This is a genomic window from Oryzomonas rubra, from assembly GCF_008369015.1.
GTDB lineage: Bacteria > Desulfobacterota > Desulfuromonadia > Geobacterales > Pseudopelobacteraceae > Oryzomonas > Oryzomonas japonica.
In genome coordinates, this window is sequence record NZ_SRSD01000003.1 from 271,992 (window position 1) to 295,833 (window position 23,842).

The 23,842-nt window shown below is 62.0% G+C and carries 25 protein-coding genes, 1 pseudogene and 1 riboswitch; of the genes and pseudogenes, 10 read left to right on the forward strand and 16 right to left on the reverse strand.

Going from position 1 to position 23,842, the window contains the following annotated elements:
* Positions 1-11: 11 nt before the first annotated feature.
* The 3 genes from hpnK to proC all read left to right on the forward strand — a co-directional run bounded on the left by hpnK (position 12) and on the right by proC (position 2,144).
* Positions 12-878 (forward strand): hopanoid biosynthesis-associated protein HpnK, encoded by an 867-nt coding sequence (gene hpnK / locus ET418_RS06350; RefSeq protein ID WP_149306741.1) that lies wholly within the window; start codon positions 12-14, stop codon positions 876-878.
* Positions 871-1,254 carry an EamA family transporter gene (locus tag ET418_RS06355; RefSeq protein WP_149306742.1) on the forward strand — a complete coding sequence of 128 codons (384 nt, stop codon included), beginning with the start codon at positions 871-873 and terminating at the stop codon, positions 1,252-1,254. Before hpnK ends, ET418_RS06355 begins: the two co-directional genes overlap by 8 nt.
* A gap of 77 nt (positions 1,255-1,331) precedes the next feature.
* Positions 1,332-2,144, forward strand: a complete 813-nt coding sequence (gene proC / locus ET418_RS06360; RefSeq protein WP_149306743.1) for a pyrroline-5-carboxylate reductase — start codon at positions 1,332-1,334, stop codon at positions 2,142-2,144.
* Positions 2,145-2,250: 106 nt separating this feature from the next.
* Here the strand turns inward: proC and ET418_RS06365 are convergent, their stop codons facing one another.
* From ET418_RS06365 to ET418_RS06385, 5 genes are all read right to left on the reverse strand, one after another.
* Complete coding sequence (locus tag ET418_RS06365) at positions 2,251-2,532, reverse strand: PilZ domain-containing protein (RefSeq protein ID WP_149306744.1); 282 nt, start codon at positions 2,530-2,532, stop codon at positions 2,251-2,253.
* Positions 2,533-2,592: 60 nt separating this feature from the next.
* Positions 2,593-3,102: a MarR family winged helix-turn-helix transcriptional regulator gene (locus ET418_RS06370; protein WP_149306745.1), complete on the reverse strand. Its 510-nt coding sequence runs from the start codon at positions 3,100-3,102 to the stop codon at positions 2,593-2,595.
* Between the two features lie 169 nt (positions 3,103-3,271).
* Positions 3,272-3,466 (reverse strand): hypothetical protein, encoded by a 195-nt coding sequence (locus ET418_RS06375; RefSeq protein WP_149306746.1) that lies wholly within the window; start codon positions 3,464-3,466, stop codon positions 3,272-3,274.
* Between the two features lie 6 nt (positions 3,467-3,472).
* Positions 3,473-4,270 (reverse strand): polysaccharide deacetylase family protein, encoded by a 798-nt coding sequence (locus tag ET418_RS06380; protein WP_149306747.1) that lies wholly within the window; start codon positions 4,268-4,270, stop codon positions 3,473-3,475.
* Between the two features lie 38 nt (positions 4,271-4,308).
* Positions 4,309-4,764, reverse strand: a complete 456-nt coding sequence (locus ET418_RS06385; RefSeq protein WP_149306748.1) for a universal stress protein — start codon at positions 4,762-4,764, stop codon at positions 4,309-4,311.
* 233 nt (positions 4,765-4,997) lie between these two features.
* Here ET418_RS06385 and ET418_RS06390 point away from each other — a divergent pair, with 233 nt between their 5' ends.
* The 3 genes from ET418_RS06390 (at position 4,998) to polA (ending at position 8,842) form a co-directional block, all read left to right on the forward strand.
* Positions 4,998-5,777, forward strand: coding sequence for an IclR family transcriptional regulator (locus tag ET418_RS06390; RefSeq protein WP_149306749.1), 780 nt, complete (start codon positions 4,998-5,000; stop codon positions 5,775-5,777).
* A gap of 114 nt (positions 5,778-5,891) precedes the next feature.
* A complete protein-coding gene (locus tag ET418_RS06395; protein ID WP_149306750.1) occupies positions 5,892-6,080 on the forward strand; it encodes a DUF4177 domain-containing protein in 189 nt (62 codons plus the stop codon).
* A complete protein-coding gene (gene polA / locus ET418_RS06400) occupies positions 6,077-8,842 on the forward strand; it encodes a DNA polymerase I (protein WP_149306751.1) in 2,766 nt (921 codons plus the stop codon). The genes ET418_RS06395 and polA overlap by 4 nt, the downstream gene beginning before the upstream one ends.
* Before the next feature lie 147 nt (positions 8,843-8,989).
* Here the strand turns inward: polA and ET418_RS06405 are convergent, their stop codons facing one another.
* Both ET418_RS06405 and ET418_RS06410 read right to left on the reverse strand, forming a co-directional pair.
* Complete coding sequence (locus ET418_RS06405) at positions 8,990-9,616, reverse strand: DJ-1/PfpI family protein (RefSeq protein WP_149306752.1); 627 nt, start codon at positions 9,614-9,616, stop codon at positions 8,990-8,992.
* 34 nt (positions 9,617-9,650) lie between these two features.
* Positions 9,651-10,898, reverse strand: a complete 1,248-nt coding sequence (locus ET418_RS06410) for a ChaN family lipoprotein (protein WP_149306753.1) — start codon at positions 10,896-10,898, stop codon at positions 9,651-9,653.
* A 105-nt stretch (positions 10,899-11,003) separates the two neighbouring features.
* Between ET418_RS06410 and recO the strand changes: the two genes are divergently transcribed.
* On the forward strand, positions 11,004-11,735 hold the full coding sequence (gene recO / locus ET418_RS06415; protein ID WP_149306754.1) for a DNA repair protein RecO: 732 nt from the start codon (positions 11,004-11,006) through the stop codon (positions 11,733-11,735).
* Here recO and ET418_RS06425 read toward each other — a convergent pair.
* The 8 genes and pseudogenes from ET418_RS06425 to trmB all read right to left on the reverse strand — a co-directional run bounded on the left by ET418_RS06425 (position 11,725) and on the right by trmB (position 20,001).
* Positions 11,725-12,746, reverse strand: a pseudogene (locus ET418_RS06425) (energy-coupling factor ABC transporter permease). The gene recO and the pseudogene ET418_RS06425 overlap by 11 nt on opposite strands.
* A 26-nt stretch (positions 12,747-12,772) precedes the next feature.
* Positions 12,773-12,941, reverse strand: a riboswitch (cobalamin riboswitch).
* A 119-nt stretch (positions 12,942-13,060) separates the two neighbouring features.
* Positions 13,061-14,461 (reverse strand): cobyrinic acid a,c-diamide synthase CobB, encoded by a 1,401-nt coding sequence (locus ET418_RS06430; protein ID WP_149306757.1) that lies wholly within the window; start codon positions 14,459-14,461, stop codon positions 13,061-13,063.
* Positions 14,458-15,330, reverse strand: a complete 873-nt coding sequence (locus ET418_RS06435) for an energy transducer TonB (protein ID WP_149306758.1) — start codon at positions 15,328-15,330, stop codon at positions 14,458-14,460. The genes ET418_RS06430 and ET418_RS06435 overlap by 4 nt, the downstream gene beginning before the upstream one ends.
* A 59-nt stretch (positions 15,331-15,389) precedes the next feature.
* The gene (locus ET418_RS06440) at positions 15,390-16,241 is read right to left on the reverse strand and encodes a sugar phosphate isomerase/epimerase family protein (RefSeq protein WP_149306759.1); all 852 of its coding nucleotides are present in this window, start codon (positions 16,239-16,241) and stop codon (positions 15,390-15,392) included.
* Between the two features lie 5 nt (positions 16,242-16,246).
* Positions 16,247-17,482 (reverse strand): putative nucleotidyltransferase substrate binding domain-containing protein, encoded by a 1,236-nt coding sequence (locus tag ET418_RS06445; RefSeq protein WP_149306760.1) that lies wholly within the window; start codon positions 17,480-17,482, stop codon positions 16,247-16,249.
* Positions 17,482-19,008 carry a sodium:solute symporter family transporter gene (locus ET418_RS06450; RefSeq protein WP_149306761.1) on the reverse strand — a complete coding sequence of 509 codons (1,527 nt, stop codon included), beginning with the start codon at positions 19,006-19,008 and terminating at the stop codon, positions 17,482-17,484. Before ET418_RS06450 ends, ET418_RS06445 begins: the two co-directional genes overlap by 1 nt.
* Positions 19,009-19,353, reverse strand: a complete 345-nt coding sequence (locus ET418_RS06455) for a DUF4212 domain-containing protein (protein WP_149306762.1) — start codon at positions 19,351-19,353, stop codon at positions 19,009-19,011. It lies immediately after the preceding gene.
* Between the two features lie 27 nt (positions 19,354-19,380).
* A complete protein-coding gene (trmB, locus tag ET418_RS06460) occupies positions 19,381-20,001 on the reverse strand; it encodes a tRNA (guanosine(46)-N7)-methyltransferase TrmB (protein ID WP_188055360.1) in 621 nt (206 codons plus the stop codon).
* Between the two features lie 224 nt (positions 20,002-20,225).
* Between trmB and ET418_RS18425 the strand changes: the two genes are divergently transcribed.
* Genes ET418_RS18425 through hflX form a run of 3 tightly spaced genes read left to right on the forward strand, consistent with a single transcriptional unit; the run spans position 20,226 to position 23,096 of the window.
* Entirely contained in the window at positions 20,226-20,516 is a 291-nt protein-coding gene (locus tag ET418_RS18425) for a hypothetical protein (RefSeq protein WP_246152967.1), read from the forward strand.
* Positions 20,517-20,571: 55 nt separating this feature from the next.
* Positions 20,572-21,342 carry an enoyl-ACP reductase FabI gene (locus ET418_RS06470; protein WP_149306763.1) on the forward strand — a complete coding sequence of 257 codons (771 nt, stop codon included), beginning with the start codon at positions 20,572-20,574 and terminating at the stop codon, positions 21,340-21,342.
* A gap of 32 nt (positions 21,343-21,374) precedes the next feature.
* Positions 21,375-23,096 carry a GTPase HflX gene (hflX, locus tag ET418_RS06475; RefSeq protein ID WP_246152969.1) on the forward strand — a complete coding sequence of 574 codons (1,722 nt, stop codon included), beginning with the start codon at positions 21,375-21,377 and terminating at the stop codon, positions 23,094-23,096.
* Here the strand turns inward: hflX and ET418_RS06480 are convergent.
* On the reverse strand, positions 23,077-23,736 hold the full coding sequence (locus tag ET418_RS06480) for a YceH family protein (RefSeq protein ID WP_149306764.1): 660 nt from the start codon (positions 23,734-23,736) through the stop codon (positions 23,077-23,079). The two genes, hflX and ET418_RS06480, sit on opposite strands and share 20 nt — an antisense overlap.
* Positions 23,737-23,842: the final 106 nt, after the last annotated feature.

Here is a 23,842-nt window from a genome sequence, read left to right on the forward strand (position 1 = left end):
ACCACACCGGCATGAAACAGCTCATCATCACCTCCGACGACTTCGGCCTCTCCCCCGGCGTCAACGCCGCCGTGGAGAAGGCCTGGCGCGACGGCATCCTGACCTGTGCCTCGATCATGCCCGGGGCGGCGGCGTTCGACGAAGCGGTGGGGATCGCCCGCCGCAACCCCGGCCTGCAGGTGGGCCTGCACCTGACCCTGGTTCAGGGCTCGGCCGTGCTGCCGCCGAATGAAATCCCCGGCTTGGTGGATGAGGCGGGCGCCTTCAGGGACAACCCCGTGGCCGCCGGCATGCGCTATTTCTTCGACAAGGGGCTGTACAAACAGTTGCGACGGGAGATTGAGGCCCAGATCGGGCGGGTGAAGGACGCCGGTATCCCCGTGACCCATATCGACGGCCACCTCAATATCCACCTGCACCCCACGGTATTCGCGTTCCTCCGGGAGTTGATGCCCCGCTACGGTATCACCAGCCTCCGCCTCTCGCGGGAGCGCCTCATGCACAACCTGACCTTCAACCGTGAGCGCATCGCAGGAAAGGCCTTGGAGCGGGTCATTTTCGGGGCACTCTCCTCCCAGGCCCTGCCGGCGCTGAAACGGCTGGGTATCCGCCATGCGGGAGAGGTCAAAGGGGTGCTCAACTCCGGACGGATGAGCGAGGAGTACCTCCTCAACATCCTGAACGGACTGAACGAGGGGCTGACGGAGATATACTTCCATCCCGGCATCCTGCCGGACAGCGAGATCACCCGACGTATGCCGGATTACCACCATGAAGACGAACTGGCAGCCATCACCAGCCAGCGGGTCAGACAGAAACTTGCTGCTTTAGAAATTGAATTGACCAATTATCGGGGAGACAGGAAACCGTATGTTTAAGACCGTGATTATCATGTTCATGGCGGTAAGCGCCGGAACCGTGGGCGATATCCTGCTGGCCAAGGGGATGAAGGAGATGGGGGACATATCGGCCATGAACCTGCGGGGTATCATGGATACCGCGTTCAGGGCGCTGACCACCCCCAAGCTCATGATGGGCACCGTCATGCTGGCCATTTTTTTCTTCCTCTGGTTGGCGGTCCTTTCCTGGGAGGATTTGTCGGTGGCACTCCCCATGCAGGCCCTCAACTATGTGCTGGTGGCGTTCCTTTCCCAGTATTTCCTGCATGAAACCGTGACGCCCCTGCGTTGGGCCGGCACCGTACTGGTCTGCGTCGGGGTGATGATGATCACCAAAAGTGGCGGAGCGCAATAACAGGCCGTGAAAAGTGAAAGGTGAATAGTAAAATCGAATACAAACCATTCACGATTCACCGTACAAAGGAGAAATCCATGCTTGACGGAAAGACTATCGGATTCATTGGCGGCGGCAACATGGCCGAGGCGATCATCAAGGGTCTCCTGGCCGGAGGCTTTTCGCCGGCCGCCATCATGGTGGCCGAGCCCACCCCGTTCCGCAGGGAGTTCCTCACCAGCACCTACGGCGTGGAACTCCACGAAGAAAATCTTGACATTGCCCGCCGGGCCGACATCCTCCTCCTGGCCGTAAAACCTCAGGTGGCGGCCAGTGTCCTGGCCGGACTGGAACAGGTCATCTCGCCGGACAAACTGATCATCTCCATCATGGCCGGCATTTCGACCGGCTTTATCGAGGAAAGCTTCAACAACGGCGCACGGGTCGTGCGGGTGATGCCCAACACCCCGGCCCTGATCCAGGCAGCAGCCACGGCCATCTGTCCCGGCCGAAAAGCCACGCAGCAGGATCTGGAGATTGCCCGTGAGATTTTCTCCCGGGTCGGCACGGTCGTCACCCTCGCGGAAAAGCAGATGGATGCGGTAACCGGACTGTCCGGCAGCGGCCCGGGCTATGTCTTTGCCTTTATAGAGGCCTTAGCCGATGCTGGGGTAAAAAACGGCTTGCCGCGAGACGTTGCCGCCCAGTTGGCGGTGCAGACCGTGGTCGGATCCGCCCGTATGGCAGCGGAAACCGGCGAGCACCCGGCACTGCTGCGGGAAAAGGTGACATCCCCCGGCGGGACCACCATCGCGGGCCTGCACACCTTGGAAAACGGCCGTTTCCGGGGTCTTATCATGGACGCCGTGGACAGCGCCAGCCAACGTTCAAAAGAATTATCGGGAAAATAGTCCTTCCGTAAAGCAGAACGGGCGGCTCCAGGGCCGCCCGTTCTGCTTGTCTTCCCTATATCGGCGTTTCCCCCAGGCATCCCCGTTCGAAACGCCCTCTTCAGGTTCACTCCGCCTCATCCCGTACAAACCGGAATGCCACCCCCTCGTCCGTGACCCGCACCACCCGCGCCTTGAGCACCGGCGGTTCCTTGCCCAGAACCAATCCGTTCAGTTGCAGGTGCATTTCGGTATCCACCGGCGGGTGGGGCTCGAACGCAACAAGGACAAACGCCCCGCTATCGCTGAAGTCCCTGGTAACAGCCCGCTTGACCTGCTGCGCTGCGGGCCAGGTGACTTTTATATCCAGCGGGGCTTCGATCCGTTCGCTAATGCGCGTATTCTCCATTCCCCATCCCGTACGGCCGCCCCAGTAAAGAGATATGCGCGGCCCCTTTCGAAGTGTGCTCTATTTCAGGCCGGCCAACGGCCGGTTTCGCGGCAGGTTGACCTCGGGAGACAGGAGCAGATGGGGGGGAATCTCCTGAGCACCCAATATCCTGACCATCCGCTCGAAACCACCCGCAATCGTACGCAACTCCACATCGGGCAGGACTTCCAGCCCCCTGACGAGAAGCCCCTGGGCCACCTCCGGCGATGTCGCCACAACCTGCCTGCCCGCGTCCGTCAGCCCGACATGCACCACCCGCCGGTCCTTGCTGCACCGTTCCCGCTCAACGAGCCCCCGCTTTTCAAGCCGGTCGACGATCCCGACGATAGTGGCGGGATGCAGATACATTCTACGGGCCAGTTCCGATATCTTGATCGGCGCGTTTTCGGCAATGACCTTGATTGCCCACAACTGCGGGCCCGTCAGGCCGGTTTCCCGTTCAACCCTCTTGGATTGTTCGTTGACGACTTGAAATACGCGCCGCAGATTGTCGATAATTTCCGCGACCAAAGCGGGTGTTGGCTGCATACGGCTCCTTTTGCGCGGCCCGTCCAGGGAAGGGAGGTTCAGGCCACACGGCATGTCGTCGTTCATGCTGGCGTTGATTATAAATGTCTTGACGCCCCTCGTCCAGATATGATGACGTTCGTATACCGACAACGGCGGCAACCGGGAAACAGGGGCGGCACGGGTTGCATCATTCCTTGTCGTTCGACCCGGGGCCGCCGGCAGGGCCGTTGAGCGATTCATACAGGGCGATCTGCTCGGCGAGGGACAGCTTGCGACGGCAACAGGCGCTCCTGTTGCGGCAGAGCCGGCAGCGGTCGTCCGAGCACCACTGGCAGTAGGTGCAATCGGGGCAGGGATGTTTTTTCTCGTTTTCCCCGGTCATGGCAGCCTAGTAGACAACGTTCCGTTTGACGGCATTCCCCTCCATAAGCTGGATGAACGCCTTGCCGCTGTCGGAGTTGATCAGCAGGTAGCGGGGGAGTTTCATGATCGGGTCGTGGGGCGTCGCATGACGGCGCTCGATGGTGAAGCTGGCCACGTAGCCGGCCTCAACGGCCTTTTTGATCAGGTAATCGTCGTAGATGCCGAAAGGCCAGGCGAGCAGGTCAACCTTTGCGCCAAGCTCCGACTCGAGTTTGACCTTGGACTTCACAAGCTGCGTCGTGACGAGCTTGTCATAGGCCGCGCTGCTGAGCTTTCTCCGTTCTTTCTTGAAGTTCGGATGCCAGTAGGTATGGGACTGGATATCGAAGAGCCCCGTCTTCTTCAGTTCCCGCAACTGTTCCCAGGTCATGGCGTACTTTGCGTTGGAAATGGCGGAAGGGTAGGCAAAGACCGTAACCGGATAGCCATAGGTGCGAATAACGGGCAGCATGTAGCTATACACGGATTTATGGGCATCATCCGTAACGATGACCACCGATTTCGGTTTTGGAGCCGGGGCCTTGCCGCGGTAATAGTCCACAAGGCGACGGAGCGGGATAACGGTATAACCGTTGTCGTGCAGGTATTTCATATGGGACTCGAATACCGGGGTCGTGACGGTCATGCCGTCGGCAACCGTGGGGCCGAAACGGTGGTAGAGCAGGATCGGAACGCGGAACTCTTCGGCGGCGGAAGCGGAAGGGGCGGCAAACCAGGAAGAAACGGCGATCAACAGACAACAGACAAAACGCAACAACAGCATACACAACCTTTCTGAAAAAAATTTGGCCGCCGGGGGGATCATCCCCTGACGATATACACGGAGCAGGGGGCGCTGCTTGCCACGCGGTGGGAAACGCTTCCCTTGAGGCGGCGCTGGATGAACCCCTTGCCCGAACTGCCGATAGCGATCACATCGATGTGCTCGCGCCTGGCAAATTCGATCAGCTTTTCGGCCGGTTCACCGTACTCGACGATCATCTCCAGGGGAATATCGTGTTCGGAAGCACTTTTCTCGATGACGTAAAAGATGCGGCGGCGTAGCTCGTCCCACTGTTCCGTCTCGGTAACCGGGGCGGACGGCACGAAATCGGTATAGGTTGACGTCGGGGAGTTGGGCAACACCAGCATGGCATAGATGTGACTTTTGAACTGGCTTTTGTTGCCGGCGGCAAGTCTGACCGCTTCTTCGGCCGCCTTATCCGATTGCGGCGAACCGTCGATGGCGACGAGTATCTTTTTTCTCAGGTTCAGCATGCCGCACCCCGCATGTTTTATTCATACCCCTTTGTCAGGGAAAGACTTCTCACCCCTTATTAGGAATATAATGCAATTTTTAGGACTTGACAATTATAAAACATTATTCTACATTTATGTCGCTCTATTGTTTTTTTAGCAATTTTTTGAACAGGTTAGATTTTTTCATTAAATTTCACGATCTTGTTTCCTTCTTTTTTTCATTATACATCTAACGAAACAGGGTACCGACCATGGCAAAGAAAGAAAAAGCGGAATATCTCATTCAGGCCGTCTCCCACGCCCTTGACCTGCTGGAGCAATTCCACGGCGAAACGGACGAGTTGGGCGTCACCGAACTCAGCAAACGCCTGAAACTGCATAAAAACAACGTATTCAGGCTTCTTGCGACGCTGGAGGCGCGGGGCTACATCGAGCAGAACCGTGTGACCGAGAACTATCGCCTCGGCCTGAAAACCCTGGAACTCGGCCAGACCTTCATCCGCCAAATGGGCCTTCTGCGTCAGTCGAAACCGATTCTGGAAGCCCTGGTCAAGGAGTGCAACGAGACCACCTACGTGGCGATCCTCAAGGACTTCAACATCATCTACCTGGATGCGGTGGAGACCGACATGACCGTCCGCGTCGTCCCGCGGGTCGGCTCAAGGCTGCCGGCCTACTGCACCGCCGCGGGCAAGGTTCAGATCGCCCATATGAGCGACGAGGAGTTGGAAAACTACCTCCCCCCCAGAGAGATCAAGCAGTACACAAAGAATACCGTTACCGACCGCGACCTTCTCAAAAAGCAGTTGAAGACCATCGCCGAGCAGGGCTACGCCATCGACAACGAGGAACTGGATGTGGGCGTCAAGTGTGTCAGCGCGCCGATCCGCGACTATACCCGCCGGATCATCGGCGCGGTCAGCATCTCCGGTCCGTCCATGCGCTTCACGGACGAACGACTGGAAAAGGAACTCATCCCGCTGGTGACAAAGGCCGCCCAGGAGATATCCTCCAAGCTCGGTTTTCAATAACGACACCAACCATCATATCCACAACGAGGGCGGCTTTCAGGCCGCCTTCTTCGTTTCCGCTTGAAGATATGCCCGTCGTTGGCTACTATTGCCGAAAAACGTCGAGGTACGAACATGCCGACCTATAAAGTGATCGAACTGGGTACCGTTACCGAAGAGGCCATCGAGGAAACGCTCAACGAATGGAGCGCCAAGGGATGGCGCTTCGACAGCATGCAATTTGCCATGCGCGAGTCCAGCCGGAGGCCGAGCATGGCCTTTGTGCTGTTCACACGGGAACAGGCGGAGAAAAACTCACCATGAACAGCCACGACGACACCCTCTACCTGATCGATGGTTCCTCCTACATCTACCGGGCTTATTACGCCATCCGCCACCTGTCATCTCCCAGCGGCCATCCGACCAACGCCATCTACGGCTTCATTCAGATGTTGCTCAAGTTGATCAAGGATCACGATCCCAAGCAGTTGGCGGTGGTCTTCGATGCCGGCAGGATTACCTTCCGCACCGAAATGTATCCGGAATACAAGGCCAACCGGGCCGCCATGCCGGATGACCTGCGCCAGCAGGTCGGGCCGATCCGCGAGGTGGTACGCGCCTTCAACATCCCGGCCCTGGAGCTGGAGGGGTTCGAGGCGGACGACATCATCGGCGCCCTGGCCGCCCGTTACAGCGCCAATGGCGGTCGGGTCGTGGTGGTGACCGGCGACAAGGACCTGATGCAGATTGTGACGGAAAACGTCACATTGCTGGACACCATGAAGGACAAGCGGTCGGGTCTTGCGGAGGTGAACGAGCGCTTCGGCGTCGTGCCTGATCTGGTGCCGGATATCCTCGGCCTGGCCGGCGACAGTTCGGACAACATCCCCGGTGTGCCGGGCATCGGTGAGAAGACCGCCATCAAACTGCTTCAGGAGTTCGGCACCCTGGATGCCCTTTTGGAACGGGCGGGCGAGGTCAAGGGAAAGAACGGCGAAAAACTGCGGGAATTCCGCGACCAGGCGCTCCTGTCGCGCAAGCTGGCCACCATCGAGCGCAACGTACCGCTGGAGATCAACCTGGACGAACTGGCGGCACGGGAACCGGACACCCCGACCCTGAACGCCTTTTTCAAACAGTACGGTTTCACCACCCTGATCAAGGAGATGACCGGCCACGCAACCCTCTCCAGTGAGGGGTACCGGACCGTCACTGCGGCCGGGGAATTGGAGGCGTTGGCCGCGGCCCTGGAGCAGGCCGGCGAATTCGCCTTCGACCTGGAGACCACCAGCCTCGACCCGCGCCTGGCCGAGATCGTCGGCCTGTCGTTCTCCTTTCGCGACCATGAGGCCTACTATATCCCGGTGGGGCACGTAGCCTCATCCCCCTCCCCGCCTCTTCCCGACGTGGAGGGGACGTTGTTTGCGGCGCACTCTCAAGCCGGGGAACAGGGTGAGGGTGGCGCACCGCTTGCCCCCGATCAGCTCCCGCGGGACAGGGTGCTGGAACGCCTGCGCCCCCTGTTCGTAAATCCCGGGCTGCGCAAGGTCGGGCAAAACATCAAATTCGATATGCAGGTGCTGGCCAACAGCGGCATTACGGTCGCGGGGGTCTGGTTCGACACCATGCTGGCCTCCTATGTGCTCAACCCGGCCCGGAGCGGACACGGCCTGGACGCCCTGGCCCAGGAGCACCTCAACCACCGCATGATCAGCTACAGCGAGGTGACCGGAACCGGCAAGGGGCAGAAGAATTTTTCCCAGGTGGCGGTGCAGGCCGCCTCCCGCTATGCCTGTGAAGATGCGGACGCCACCTGGCTCCTGCGGCGCAAATTCGGGCCGGAACTGGCTGCAACCGGCCTTGAACAACTTTTCCACACCATAGAAATGCCGCTGGTGACGATCCTGGCCGATATGGAAAATTTCGGAGTATTGCTGGACAGGGCGATGCTGAAAGAACTTTCCCGAGACTTTTCAACCCGCCTGGCGGAACTGGAGGGGCAGATCTTCGCCATCGCCGGCGCCCCCTTCAATCTCAATTCCCCCAAGCAGCTGGGCGAGGTGCTCTTCGAACGCATGGGGCTGAAGACCGGCAAGAAGACCAAGGGCAAGACCGGCTGGTCCACGGACAACGAGGTGTTGAGCGCCCTGGCCGAGGAGCATGAGGTTGCCCGCCTGATCGTGGATTACCGGGGCCTGACCAAGCTCAAGTCCACCTACAGCGATGCCCTGGAGCGCCTGGTCTGCCCCAGGACCGGCCGGGTGCATACCTCCTACAACCAGACCGTCACCGCCACCGGACGGCTCTCGTCCTCCGATCCCAACCTCCAGAACATCCCGGTCCGCACCGATGAGGGACGCCGTATCCGCCACGCCTTCATCGCCCCGCCGGGGCACGTCATCCTCTCGGCCGACTACTCCCAGATCGAACTGCGCGTGCTGGCCCACCTCTCCGGCGACCCGGTCTTTTGCCACGCCTTCGCCCACGACGAAGACATCCACACCCGCACCGCGGCCGAGGTCTTCGGCCTGTTCCCCGAGATGGTCACCAGCGAGATGCGCCGCCAGGCCAAGACCATCAACTTCGGCATCATCTACGGCCAGGGGGCCTTCAGCCTGGCAAAGCAGTTGGGCATTGCCCGCAAGACGGCCGAGGAGTTCATCGCCGCCTACAAGGAGCGCCACAGCGGCGCGGTCGGCTTCCTGGACTCCTGCATCCGCCAGGCGGAAGAGACCGGATACGTCACAACCATCCTGGGGAGGCGACTCCCCATACCGGATATCCACAGCACCAACGGCAACGTGCGGGCCTTCGCCCAGCGCAACGCCATCAACTACCCCATCCAGGGCTCGGCGGCCGACATCATCAAGAGCGCCATGATCCGGGTGGACGGACGGATACGGGCCGAGGGGCTGAAGAGCCGCCTGACCATGCAGGTGCACGACGAACTGGTCTTCGAGATACCGGAGGAGGAACTGCTCCCCATGGAACGTTTGGTGGAGGAGGAGATGTCCCGCGCCGTGGAGCTGAAGGTGCCGCTCAAGGTGGATATCAGCTATGGGAAGAACTGGAGCGAGGCGCACTAGCAGGTTGTTGAAAAATAGCCATCTCGCAGCCGTCCTCGAAAGCCCTTTTGTGCGGCGTAGCGCTGCTACGCCTCCGCAGGGCCTTCTGCGGAGGCAACGATCTGACTATTTTTGAACAACCTGAGGTTTTCAACAGCCCACTAGAGGCTACAACGGCACCCTGCGCGCATTGCTGTCGGGATAGGGGTACTCCATGTGCCGGGCCGTGGCCCGCGCCACCTCCTCGCCGTGGTAACGGGCAACCACCTTGAGCGCCATGTCGATCCCGGCCGAGATGCCGGCCGAGGTCACGACCCGTCCGTCCTCCACCACATGCCGGCCGTACTCCACCGTCACGGCGGGAAACGAGTCGCGCATCCAATCCAGGGAGCGCCAGTGGGTCGTGGCGTGCAGCCCGTCGAGCAGGCCGGCAGAGCCCAGCAGCATGGCCCCGGTGCAGACCGAGGCCAGCGTCTCCACGTGGGCATTGCGCTCCCGCAGCCACTGGAGCATGGCCGGATTGCCCAGTTCCCTGCGGGTGCCCCAACCGCCCGGCACGACCAGGACATCCAACCGGGGGCAGGTCGCAAAGGTGGCGTCGGGCGTGACCCTCATCCCGCCCGAGGTGGTCACGGTATCGCTTTTCTCGGCCACCAGCAGCAGTTCGAAGGGGGAAGGCTCCTCGCGCCGCTTCGCCTCATCAAGCCGCACCGCGGAAAAGACCTCGTACGGTCCGCAGAAGTCGAGCACCTCAACGGCGTCGAACAACACGATCCCCACCCGTTTCCTCTCCATGCGTCCCTCCCGCTCTCCCGTGGTGTGATTACGGCTACTTGCCGTGGTGCTGCCCCTTCTGTGGAGCCAGGAACACGATCTCCTGCTTCATGCTTTTCCCCTGCCGTTCGACCAGCACCACCCCGCGGTCGCCGGGATGTTTCCGCTGCACGGCATAGGTCAGGTCGAAATTTCCCGTCAGCGGTTCGCCGTCGAGAGAGAGCAGGATGTCCCCCGGTTGCAGGCCGGCCCGTTCGGCATTGGAGCCGGGCAGCACCCCCTTTACCGCCAGACCGCGGCCGCCGGGCGCCGGCTCGATCATCACGCCGAGACGGATCCCTGGTTCGGGCAGGTCCTCGTAGGCCTGGTACACCAGGAAATCGTACGGCACCATGGGGAAATCGGGGACCGTGACATTCATCAGGCGATCCAGTTTGTCGGGCGGGATGTCGAGTTCCTTGCCGCCGATGATGACCGAGGAGGCGGGGAGACGACGGAATACCCGGCGCGGGATGCCGAAGCCGCTGCTGACATGATCACCCCCGGCGACCACCAGCAAGTGTTTGTCCCCGCCGTCCGGGCTTGCCAGGTAGCGGGCCGCGGATTCGGCCATGGTCTCGTCCCGCAGGGTCTGGGCGCGGATAAAGCCATCGATCGCCATCCCCCCGTGGCTGTGATCGCCGAAGATGGCCGTTACCAGGCCGCGCTGGTAGGGATCGGTCAGGTCGAGTTCCGGCAACTGGGCCCGCTCGGCCGGGCCGAGTTGTTCCGGGGCCGTGCTGCGCACCGCCTTCACCAGGCTCTTCTCGGCATCCAGGGCGATGACCGGGATGTGTCGTTCACGGGCGAGGTCCAAAAGGTCGCGGTAATAGGCAAAATCCATGTTCCAGTTTTCGAACCAGCGGGATTCTTTGAGAAAGGCCTTTTCATCCAGCTCGCCGGCAACCCAGCGGTCGAGGGCCGGCTGTTGGGAGCGCACGAACATCTCCATGCCCAGTGCCAGGCGGCCGGGATAGCGCTCGGCGAGAGCTTGGAGGACCTGTAGTTCCAGGCGGTGGGAGGCGGGGTTGTCATGAGTCTCGCCGACATAGACGATGCGCGCGTCCGTGGCCACGGCCAGCATCTGGGCCGGGCTGACCAGGGTGCCGGTCGGCAGGTGAACGATCTGGCCGACACGGGGCGGCGCCGTGAGCGGATAAGGATCCTGGGGGTCGCCCATCACCTGCCTGCCGACGGGGGCACAGGCGGTCATGGCGAACAGGCCCAGGGCGACTACGGAAACCAATGGAGAGAAACGGACCATACTGCCTCCTCGTGAGAAAGGGGTACGTGAACTTTTTTCTTGCCTTGTGTCTTGGCCTAGAATAAATAAATCCATCCCACATTTCAACAGATCAATGGGCCGCCCATGCATGCCGAAAAACTTCAGGCCATAGTCCTCTCGACGCTCGATTACGGCGATAGCGACCGGATCGCGTCGCTGTTCTCCCTGGAGCATGGCCGCATCAAGGCCTTTGCCCGCGGTGCGCGCACGAGCCGCAAGCGTTTCGGCGCGGCGCTGGAGGCCTTTGCCCGCATCGAGGCCCAGGTCCGGGTCAGGGAGGGACTGGCAGGGCTGCAACAGGCCGAGATCGTCACCATCTACCCCCGCATCCGTGGCGACCTGCCCGCCATTGCCCATGCGCTCTATGCCTGCGAGGTGGTGGAGGCCATGACCCCCGAAGGACACCCCCTGCCGCGACTCTACCGTTTGCTGGCCGCCTACCTGGATCGCCTGGAAACGGAAACGGCGGCCGATGATAGCGACCGCCGTTTCTTTGAAATCAATCTGTTGAACATCCTGGGCTATCGCCCCTCGCTGGAGAGTTGTCCCCGCTGCGACACGCCCTTTGGCACTGCCGGCGTACTTTTGCAGGAGAACGGCGAACCGGTGTGCCGGGCCTGCGCCCCGACCGGCAGGCCGCTGCATCCCTCAGCCCTCAAAGCCCTGGGCGCCTGCATGACAACCGGCACCTTCGGCAAGGTCGTCTTTCCGCCCGACCTCCTGACGGAAGGGGGGGCGCTTCTGGACCGGGCCATCGCCACCCATGCCGGACGCCGGTTGAAGAGCCTGGAGTTTCTGGGACAGGTCACTCCTTAGTCCTGTCATCCTTCTTCCTGCCGTCCAAAAGGGCGCGCCAGCAATACCCGGCCGCAAAACCGCCCACCGCCCCCGCCAGCAGGAACACGAACAACTGTATATCCCCCTCGCCGGTATCGATCAGCGGCTTTCTGGCCTCGCGGCCATGTTCCCTGGCGATCTTCTGAACAACGGTTTCATCGATCCCCTGCCACTGTTCCACAGCCGGGGAAACCGTTGCCACTGACCACAACAACACGCTTATCATGATGATGCGGCGTTTCATCGTTTCCCTCCGTCGACTCCCGCCAAAGCGGTGCGGGCGAGCAGGTCCGGGCGTTTTTTGCGCAGCAGTGAGACCATGCCGGCGGTGATGACCCCTTCGATGATCCCCAGGGGCAACTGGGTGGGGACGAACGCCAGGGCGATCTTGCCGGCCAGGGGCCAGAACGGGCTCGTCCCCCGGATACCGGCCGCCAGGATCATGGCGGTCGTGGCGTAGGTGGCCCAATCGGCCAGGAGTCCGGCCACGAAGGCGGCCGCAACCGGTCCGGCGCCGCAGGCGCGCACGCCTCGAAACACGATAAACCCGGTAAAGGAACCGACAACCCCCATGGCAAAGAGATTGGCGCCCCAGGTGGAGAGGCCGCCATGGGAGAGAAAGAGCGCCTGGATCAAGAGGGCGACCGCAGCCACCACAACTCCCATGGCAGGGCCGAGCAGGATCGCGGCCAACCCCGTACCGCAGGGGTGGGAGCAGGTCCCGGCGGTCGGCACCGGCACCGGCATGCAGGAGATGACGAACACCACGGCCGCCACCATCCCCACCAGCGGCTTGCTGGACAGGTCGTGGGCCGAACGGCGCGTCAGGCTGCGCAACCCCAGGGCCAAAAAGGGCGCCGACGCGGCAAACCAGACCGCTGCCCAGGAAAAGGGCAGAATCCCCTCGGAGATGTGCATGGCAAATGAAGAGGACGGCAGAAGAACGACAGGCAGGCAAACGGACAACAACAGTAACGCAGGATGTTTCATGGTACGCTCCCTTCCCCACGGTCGGAGTGTTTATGCGGCTTCCAGCCAGGTCTCCTGACTCGGGGATCGTCCCGTCACCGCGCCTTCCCATCCTTTACGGACAGTGGCCTCCTGCGGTGACAGTCCCCCCTTACAGTTGCGGGGCAGCGCCGGATTCGCACCGGCTTCCCTTGGACCGGAAGCAGTTTCGATTTTGTAGCACGGCAACAGGCAAAAGACAACCCGAATCCAGTCTGAACAATGGATCGAGCGCCACGCCGGGGTCCATCGCCGCCCATGAGGCATCATGCCGAGGGAGAGGAGCCATGAAGGCGTCACGAATTCGGGGATACCTCAAACTTTCGGCAGGCATCTGCAAAGGTAGGCGCGATTGCCCCGTTGCTGCCGAAATGCAGGTGGATGTAGGACGCCAGGCAGTTTTTGTAGCGATACCCTTCCCGGCCAAACTCCCTCCCCTGTCGGGACACCCGGTAACACCGTTCAATGCGATCGGGCATCGTCCCGACCTCCGAATAGTGGAACTCGTGGCCGCGGGCGCTCCCCCCGGCGGCTATGGCACCGGAATGCGCCGCACATTCGACCTGGCGATACCCGAGCGCCTTGCGTTTCGGCAACATGCGCGCCCGCACCGGGAAGACGCCGACGAAATCGGCCGCCGGTTGCCCCTCCCCGGCCTCCATGCCGCGGGTCAGGTAGATGAAGCCGCCGCACTCGGCATACACCGGCATGCCCGCCTCGACGGCGTCCCGCACGGCGGCCTTCATGGCGCCGTTGGCGGCCAGGCGCTCGGCATACAGCTCCGGGTACCCCCCCGGCAGGTAGATGCCGTTGATATCGGCCGGCAGGTGCACATCCGCCAGGGGCGAAAACGGGACGATCTCGGTGCCCGCCTCCCGCAACAGGCGCAGGTTGTCCTCGTACACGAAGCAGAAGGCCGCGTCCCGGGCCACGGCGATACGGACGGGCGGAATCTCCCCCGTGGAGGCATCCCGCGAAGTCCCCGCCTTTAGAAAAGGGGGGCCGGGGAGGACCTGAATGTCTGCCAGCCCCCCCAGGTCCAGACGGTTCTCCGCCAGAGCGGCCAGGCGCTCCAGGTAGTCGGGCGACAGCGGGTTGTCCTCGGCCGTGACCAACCCCAGGTGCCGCGACGGTATCCCCAGGGATTCGTCCCGGGGGATACAGCCGAAGACCGTCAACTCCGGCAGTGCCGCTGCCAGGGATTGGCGCAGCAGCTCGCCGTGGGACTCGCTCCCCACATTGTTGAAAATTACGCCCGCAATCCTGACGCGTTCGTCGTACCCGGCAAACCCTTTGACCAGGGCCGCCGCGCTGGCCGCCATGCCACGGGCGTTGACCACCAGCACCACCGGCACGCCGCAAATGGCGGCCACCTGGGCGCTGCTCCCCTCCATGGATGCGTGGCCTATGCCGTCGAACAGCCCCATTGCACCTTCGATGACCGCCACGTCGGCCCCCTTCCCATGCAGGCGGAAGGTACCGGCCACGAACTCCTCCGGGCACATCCAGCCGTCTAGGTTGACGGAGGGGCGACCGGTGGCCAGGCGATGGTAGCCGGGATCGATGAAATCAGGGCCGCACTTGAAGGGCGCAACCGTCATCCCGCGCCGTTTGAAGGCGGCCATGACGGCCAGCGCCACGGTGGTCTTGCCGGAACCGCTCTGGGGAGCGGCGATGAGAAAGGCGCGCCGTGTCACCGCAACGACCGTCTTGCGCCGCCGTACTGGAAAAATGCGATCAAATGAAACTCTTCCTTGTCATAACCCCGGGGGAACGACCCCACCGGACCGATGGAGCGCAGGGTGCGCAGAACCTCGTCATCCAGTATCCGTGCGCCGGAGCTTTCCAGCAGTTCCACCTTGGCGATCTCTCCGCGCCGATTGAAGGTGATCCGCACCGGCGTGACCCCCTCGATCCCCTTCATGGCCGCTTCCTGGGGGTAGCGCCAGACGCCGTACACGGCGGTTTCGAAGTGGCGCAGGAACGAACCGAACTGGATGTCGTCGCTGTTGAGAAAGCGGGTGTCCCCCTCGGCTACGTCGTTCTCGAATTTGCGGCGATACCCCTCTTCAAGCTTGGCCAGACGCTGCGCACTCGGGAAGAGTTGGTGCGGGGAAATCTGCGGCGCGCTACTCTGGGACTTTGGCCTGAGCAGGCTGGAAACCGACGAGCCGGGCGCCAGGGGGGATTCCTGGCGTCTTGGGGGCAACGTCTGGGACTGTTTGCCTACGGGGGCCTGCCGGTGCGCGCTCCTCCCGGCCTCCTGGGGCTGGGGCTTTGCGGCCGGCTGAGGCGCCGGCCCGAAGCTGTCCCGGGGGGCGTTCCCGCGGGGGGCCGTCTCACGGGGGACACGCTGCCGTTGCTCGGAGAAGCGCTTTGTCTCCTGCTGCGTGGGCTGTTGGGGCTTCAGCTCCGGGATCTGCTGTATGTCGATGAACACCGGCTCCTTGGGAGGCGGCTTTTGTTCGTGGGGCAGATAGTACATCAGGGCAAACATGCCGACATGCAGCGCCACGGAGATTACCAGGAGATAGATAAAGGTTTTTTCGATATATTTGTCAGACATGCAGGGTGGTCACTCGGAAAAAAAGATAAAAAATCGGATATGCCGCCGTCGGGCGGCGGCTACCCCGCCTCGGGCAGGGGAACGGCCTGGAAGCCCCGGTCGTAATTCAATACTGCATCGTCTTGCTTGCCGGTTTCGGCGCGCAGGTACATCAGGATTTCTTTCAGGCTTTCCAGGATGATATGCTCCGCTTTGGGGAATTCGGACGGATCAAGTTCCAGCGTTACCGTACTCTGATAATCGGTGTTTCGCAAGTGGTTCAGGAAGCGAGTCAGCGGCAGCATGCCGTGCCCCGGTAAAAGATGCTCCCGCCCCTGCCCGTAATCGGAAAAATGGATATTCCTGATGCGCCCTGATTCGTAAAATTGGTAAAAGTCGTTGATAAAATTGGCCTTGCCCGATCCCATGTGGGTACAGTCGAAGGTCATGAACAGGTTGTGGTCACGGATGAACTCGATCATCCGCTGGGTGCTGGACAGGATATGGGGATTGATCTTCATCCTGCCCACCCAGGGCATGTTCTCCAAGGTGACGGTCACCAGGCCATCCAGCCCCACGTCCTTCTGAAAATCGATCACGCTGTAGAGCCAGCGCCAGTAGCCAATCTCAAAGCTCATCCACGACGGCGGATGAAAATTCACCAGCGGGATACCGCATTCCGCGGCCAGGGCCACGCTCCGCCGCAGGGAATCCGCCGGGCCGCCCCAGCCATCCAGGGGCATGAAGGGCGCATGGATGGAGTGGATCACCGTGATCTGCTGCAGCGACCTGATCAGCCTGACCGGGTTGATCTTCTGGAAGTCCTGGTTGATGATCAACTCGACCCCGTCAAAACCGGCGGCCGCCGCAAGGTCCAAGATCCGCGGCAAGGGGAACGTGAAGAGGCTGCCTGTGGAGAGCGTGATCTGCACGGCGGCTACTCTTCCGTCCCGTTATAGACGACACTCACCAGACGCTGGACCGTCCCGACGGTATCCAGCGCATCCCTGAACATACCGAGGGTATCTTCGTCCAGGTTCGTGACGTCCAGGTAGAGAGCCGCCCCATTGTTCCTGGCCGGGAAAAATTCACGTTCCCGCATCAGGCGCAGTTCGTTCAGGATATGCCAGGACTGCAGCAAACGTTCGGCGGTATCCACATCCAATGCCTGGCGCCCGAGCAGCACCCGGATACGCTGGGGGATATCGGGGGCATCGACCCGGTGGATCAGGGCCAGGGCGGCGACCGCGGCCGAGAGCGGCAGCAGGGCATGCTCGAACAGCCTGAACAGCCCGCGCTGCGGTCCGCTCTTCTCCAGACGCCACCCCCCCATCATCCCTATGCCGTTGGACAGCCCCAGCAAGCGGGTCACAAGATCACCCATGGCCCGGCGGTCCTGTTGCAGGTGCGACAGCACAAACTCCCGGAACTCGCCCCCCCCCCCCTCGGCGGAAAAAAGGACTTCATGATCGGCCAACCTGAGCAGTTCGACCAATTCCTTCTGCTTCCCCCGCGCCAAGCCTTGCTCCAGGCGCTGGCTCCACTCCGGCAGGCTGCCGCGCCACGGAGGATGTACCGGGGCGACGTCGCCATCGACTTGCAGGCCGCAGGCCGCAAAACCCTCTTGGAGAATACGGGCATACCGGGAGCCCGCTTCCAGGTCGCCGCTGTCGTCCCGCCCAAGGACCAGCGCCAACTGCAGCGGGCAGAAGGGGGAAAACTCCCGGCGGCCGGCCGTTCCCATTGCCACGAGCGTCGTGTCATGCAGTTCTTTGCCGGACTCCCCGAGTTGGATCAGGGTGTAGCGGTGCAGGGAACCGCTCAACGCGTGCAAAAAGAGCGTGCTGAGATGGTAAAAGGCCACGCAGGAACCGTAGCGGCCGAAGTGGTCGTAGAGTTCCGCATAGAAGGCTGCACACAGTTCCCCGAGGCGAACCGGGTCAACGCTTGCCGTCGTCTCGACGACGATCCGATCGAGTCGTGCCATCCGCTCGTCGTTTTCGCCGGCAAGCGCCTCAAGCTCCCGGCAGGTTTCGCCGAACAGCCCCTCCGCCTCCTCGGAGCGACAGGGGGCGCTCTGCTTCAGGAGCGCCTGACGGAAGGCGGCGCCAAACTCCCCGGCAGCCCGCCAGGTGGTGATATCGCTCCCCTTTGCCGTGGCCAGAACCGCCATCACTCCTCCGCAGTGTCATGTACGTTGCGGGTAAGAAACAGCTTGATCCCGTCGCCCGGCGGCGGGGTCAGGAGCGAAACTGCCACCATGACCAGAATGACCAGCGGCGCGCCGATGAAGGCCGACGACGTGGCGGGCGGCAATGACGCGAGAAACGGCAGGATGCCCGCCAGGAACGGGGCAAAGGTAATCACCACCCCGGCCAGCATGCCGCTGATGACCCCGGGGGCGTTGGCCCTCCCCCACCAGATCCCCAGCAGGAAGGCCGGGAAGATGGTATTGCCGGCCAGGGCGAAGGCCAGGGCCGCGATCTCGGCGATCATGCCCCACGGCCTGAGGGCCAGCGTCATGACGATCACCGCCAGGAGCAGAAAAAAACCTTTTGCGGCAACGACCTTGTCCGTCTCGCTGGCGTTCGGCCTGATCAGGCGGGGATAGATATCGTAGGAAAACGAGGCCGAACCGGTCAGAAGCATGCCCGCCACCGTGGAAAAGGCGGCGCTCATCCCGCCGGCGGCCAACAATCCGATACACCACAGGGGCAGGCCGCTGTAACGGGCGGCGGAAAGCACCGCCATATCCGCCACCATCGGGTCGGAGCTGTTCAGCACGATGCCGCCGCGGGCCTCGAACAACCGGGCCAGGACGCCGTAGGCCGGGGCCGACCAGTAGATCAGGGCAATGAAGAACAGCCCCCACACCACCCCCCAGCGGGCATCCCGGATGGAGGGGACCATGTAGAAGCGGGAGAGGACGTGGGGCAGGCCGGCCGTGCCGAACATGAGGGTAAAACAGAGCGCCAGCCAGCGAAAGGGGGTCACCGTGGCAAACGGCTCCGACCAGGCGAAGCCGAATTGCTGCTGCAGGTCCCTGATGGCAGCGCCGTAGCCGAACTGGGGGAGGATCCAGAAATACCCCAGCTTGCGGGCCATGAGCATCAGCGGCAGGATGAAGGCGGTGATCAGTACGAAGTAGTGCAGTTTCTGATTCCGCGCCACCCCGAGGGCGCCGGATACGACCACGAACCCCACCACCAGCGCGGCGCCGACGACCACCGCCGGGGTATAGGCGATGCCGAACAGCCACGAGACGATCAGGGCGATGCCGCGGAACTGGGCGACACCGTAGATGACGGTGATACCGATGGAGATGATCGCCGCCAGGGTGCGCGCCGCCGCGGATTCATAGCGGAAGCCGACGAAGTCCGGGGCGGTGTACTTGCCGAAGCGCCGGATCTGGGTGGCCATGAGCACCAGCAGCAGGACATAGCCGCCGGTCCAGCCGACCACGAAGGCCATGGCGTAGTACCCCTTGAGGTAGAACATGCCGGCCAGCCCCAGAAAGCTGGCTGCGCTCATCCAGTTGCTGGCAATGGCGGCACCGATGCCGATCCGCCCGGTGTACCCGCCGGCGACACCGTACTCGGAGGCCTGCCTGCTGCTGGTGCGCAGTCCCGAGACGATGAACAGGGCAAACATGCCGACCACGATGGCCAGGGGCAGAAGCTGCACCGCGGATTCGGTCATTTACTCATCCTCCCGGCCGGAACGGACCCGGAAGCGCAGAGCGCCGTCCAGGCGGCGGGCCGCATGGCGGTCCATCCAGATGTTGAAGAGTACGCAGAGAATGATGAACCAGAGGGGCAACACCTGGCCGGTCAGCCAGAAATGGATCGGCAGGTTGAAAAAGGTCATCTCTTCGAGCAAAAGCTCTGAATAGTTGATTTCCAGCAGGTAGACACATGCCTGGATACCGACGATGGCGGCAAACCAACCGGCCAGAACCAGCCAGATGACCCAGACCTCGCCACGCATGGCGGTTCCGCGCGGCCTGAAAAAACTGATCTCCCTGTCCGTCCTGGATTCCTCCATGGCTGTACCCCCGTTTTCAACGCCCTGCTATGAAGCCTTGCGGTAGTGGACAAAGTAAATCTGTTTACCGGCATCCATGAATTTGAGCATGTACTTGGAAAGCGGATACCCCTCCAGGGCATGCCGATAGGGATCGGGGGCAAGGACGTTGGCGAACCCGGGCATGTCCGGCATGAAGCGGGCCACATCCTCGCCATAGTCATCGAAGTCCGTGGCAAAGTGGAAATCTCCGCCGGGCAGCATGAATTCCGACAGATAGCCGACGAACTCCGTATTGACCAGCCGCCGCTTGCGGTGACGCTTTTTGGGCCACGGATCGGGGCAGTTGATGACCACCATCCGCAAGGAGCAATGGGGGATGCAACGTTCCATGAAGGAGCGGGCCTCGGCACGGATAACCCGCACGTTGTCCAGCCCCGCCTTATCGACCCGCTTGGAGGTCTTCAGGCACCCCTTGTTGTAGTAATCCACGGCTATGAAATTCCAGTCGGGATGCAACGGGGCCATCTGGGCCACAAAATGCCCCGTACCGCAGCCGATCTCCAGCGCCAGGGGGTTGTCGTTACCAAAAATTTCGTTCCAGGCCGGCAGGGAAGCCAGCGATTCCGCATCAATGAATCGGGGGGAGGTTATGGGAATAAGCGTCACGCGTTCACCTTTTCTGATATCAAATCGTTTTAACTTACCACATTTCACGGCAATTTTTCATCGCTTTTTGCTCCCGATCACAAAAATAGCCTCACTGGCGGCGGCAACAACGATCGGACAGCGTTCTCCGGTACTTTTTTCCTTAGTTTGCGGACGGAAACACCTTAACATTTCCCGTGCGCTGTGGTATAGATGATCAGTTATTACGCAGTATCGGAGAACACATGGAAATATTTGGCGGTTTCATGGTAATGATGAGCATTATCGGCTTCTTTTTGGCGGTTATCTGGCTCATCATGCCGTTCGTGGTGTTCGCCATCAAGGGGAAACAGGACCGCACACTGGAAGTGATGGAACGCATCGAAAAACGGCTGTCAGAGGTGGAAACCCGGCTGACAACGCTCCAACAGGCTGGCCGGCCTGCCGTAGTTGAAACCGCTTCGCATGTTTCGGACACCACGGCACCGGACCAACTCCGGCCCGATGACGCACCCGCCTCCCCTCCCCTTGCCTAAGCAACCGTTTTATTGTACTATTCACCGCACCAATAAGAATCGGAGGACATGAGAGATGCCGTTGTTGCATGGCAAAAAAGTAGTGATTTTCGGGGTCGCAAACGAAAAAAGCATTGCCTGGGCCATAGCCCGGGCTTTTCATGAGCAGGGGGCCGAACTGGCCATTACCTATGCCAACGAGGCGATCGAAAAACGGGTCCGCCCGCTGGCCGAATCGTTGAACGCCGCGGCGGTCCTTCCCTGCAACGTCACCAGTGACGATGATATCAAGGCGGTATTCACGGAACTGGGCAAACGGTGGGACGGCATCGACATCGTTGTCCATGCCGTAGCCTTCGCCAACAAGGAAGAGTTGAAGGGAACCATCGTCAATACCACCCGCGAGGGTTTTGCCACCGCCATGGACATCAGCGTCTATTCCCTCCTGGGCATACTGAAGGCGGCCCAGCCGATGATGCAGGGGCGTAACGCTGCGGCGCTGACCCTTACCTACCACGGCGCCGTGAAGGTATTCCCGAGCTACAACGTCATGGGGGTGGCCAAGGCCGCCCTGGAGGCATCCGTACGCTACCTGTCCGAGGCGCTCGGTCCCGAGGGCATCCGCGTCAACGCCATCTCCGCCGGCCCTATCCGTACGCTGGCCGCTTCCGGCGTGAACGGCTTTATCCACATACTCAACCACGTGGAGTCCAAGGCCCCCCTGCGCCGCACCATCACCCAGGAGGACGTGGCCCGCTCCGCGGTCTACCTGTGCAGCGAGCTGGCCAGTGGCGTGACCGGCGAGATACACTACGTGGACGGCGGCTATAACGTAATCGGCCTATAATGTAACACTCGGGCAAAGGTGGGTTTCCACCTTTGCCCGATGTTCCCCGGAGCCTTCCCATCAAAGAACCTTACGGCAATCTCGCAGGACTCAAACAAAGCCAGATCCAGGCGTTGGAACGTCTCTACCGGAGGCGCGTCCCGCCGGCCGAGTTCTGCTCCTCCGAACTGGCTGCCCGCCTCGTCGAGATATCCTCCGACATCCGCCGTCAGCTCGGCATTCTGGTCAACCGCCAGGGTATGGTGGAATACGTCGTCGTGGGGGACGAAAAGGGGCTCGTTATCCCCGAACTGCGGGACTACCCCCTGGGCAAGCATCCGCTGCGGGGGCTGCGCCTGATCCACACCCACCTCAAGAACGAACCGGTCAGCGAAGACGATATCACCGACCTCGCCCTGCTGCGCCTCGACCTGCTGGCCGCCCTGCTCTTCACCCCGGAACGGCAACAGATCTCCGCCCAGATAGCACACCTCTCCCCGGCCCATGGCGGCCCCTCCACCATCACCGGTCCCGTGGCGCCGCTTGATCGCATCGATCTGGACTGCAGTCATTTCTTTTCCGAGCTGGAAGCCGACCTGGAGCGGGCCGTACGTACAACGAGCCGGGGCGGCGAGGCACTGGAGCGCGCCATCCTTATCTCGGTCACCACCGGCGGGACGCGCCAGGATGCCGAGGATTCCATCGCCGAACTGCGCGAACTTGCCAGAACCGCCAGCATCGAGGCCCTGGACACCTTCATCCAGCGCCCCCGCAAGCTCAACCCCCGCTTCCTCATGGGCGAGGGGAAGATGCGCGACGTGGTCATCCGCGCCCTCCAACGGGGCGCCACCATGCTGGTCTTCGACCAGGAACTGACGCCGGCCCAGATCCGTTCCATCTCGGCCATGACCGAACTGAAGGTCATCGACCGCAGCCAGCTGATCCTGGACATCTTTGCCCGCCGGGCCAAAAGCCTGGACGGCAAGGTCCAGGTGGAACTGGCCCAGCTCAAGTATCTGCTGCCGCGCCTCACCGGCCGGGGCGTGCAGATGTCACGTTTGATGGGGGGCATCGGCGGACGCGGACCGGGCGAGACCAAACTGGAGACCGACCGCCGCCGTATCCGCGACCGTATCGCCAGCCTGGAGCGGGAGCTGAAGGAACTCTCCCGGGGCCGCGACCAGCGCCGCCGCCAGCGGGTCAAGGCCGGCGTGCCGATCATCTCCATCGTCGGCTACACCAATGCCGGCAAATCCACCCTGCTCAACGCCCTGACCCAAAGCGAGGTCTTTACCGAAGACCTGCTCTTCGCCACCCTGGATACCTCCACCCGCCGCCTGCGCTTTCCCCGGGAGCGGGAGGTGATCATCACCGATACGGTCGGCTTCATCCGTTCCCTGCCCGCGTCCCTGCTGGGGGCCTTCAAGGCCACCCTGGAAGAGTTGCAGGACGCCGACCTGCTGCTGCACCTGGTGGATGCGGCCAATCCCCGCTTCGAGGATCAGATCGCCCAGGTGCGGGCCATTCTTGCAGAGTTGGGGCTGGGGGAAAAACCGGAACTGTTGGTCTTCAACAAGGCCGACATCCTGAACGACCTGAAAAAGAAGGACACGGTGGCCTTCCTCAAGGTACGCCAGGTTGCCCGCACCACGGGGGGGCTGACCATCTCGGCCCGGGACCGGAAGAGCCTGGCGCCGCTGCTGGAGGAGTTACAGCGGCGCTTCTGGCCATCCGAACAGACCGATTTCGGGACCACTACTCAAACTGAGCCTTGAATTCCTCCACCGCCTGGCGTAGGGCAGCGACCTCGGCCCGCAGGAGGGCGACCTCCTCCTCAAGCCTCCCGATCCGTTCATTCTCCGCCATCACCCGCTGCCGGGCCGCTTCGGGCGGCGGAGCACCTTCACCCGGCGCGAGTTCGGGCTCGCCGCCAAAAAGCTGGGCATAACGGGATTCCTTCCGCCCCGGCTGACGGGGCAGGCGCGCCACCAGAGGCGTTTCGCGCGCCATCAACGCCCTCAGCACCTCCTCCACCGCAGCCAAATCGGCAAAAGGATGCATCCGCTCGCCCCTGGTGCGCAGTTCCCCCACGGTCTGAGGGCCGCGCACCATCATTTCACAGACAACAGCCTGTTCAGCCGGTACCAACCCCAGCTTCTCCGCCAGAATATGGCGGTATTTGGGCACCCGTCCGCCGTCGGCCGAAACCACCGCCAACTGTTTGAAACGCAGCCCGTCCAGGGCACGAACCACCTCATCCTCGGTCAGGGCCATGATCGGGTCGCGGTTCGACTTCTGGTTGCAGGCAGCGGTGAGCCCATTCAGGGTCAGGGGATAATACTCCGGCGTGGTCATCTCCTTTTCGATCAGACAGCCGAGAACCCGCACCTCCACACCATCCAGCAGATTATCCATGGGAAACTCCTTTCGTGCATCACACCACGTGACGTCACCACTATAGCACGGGACGGAACGCCGGGCACCGGATTTTGCCGACCGCCCGCCGCAATAGTATACACGT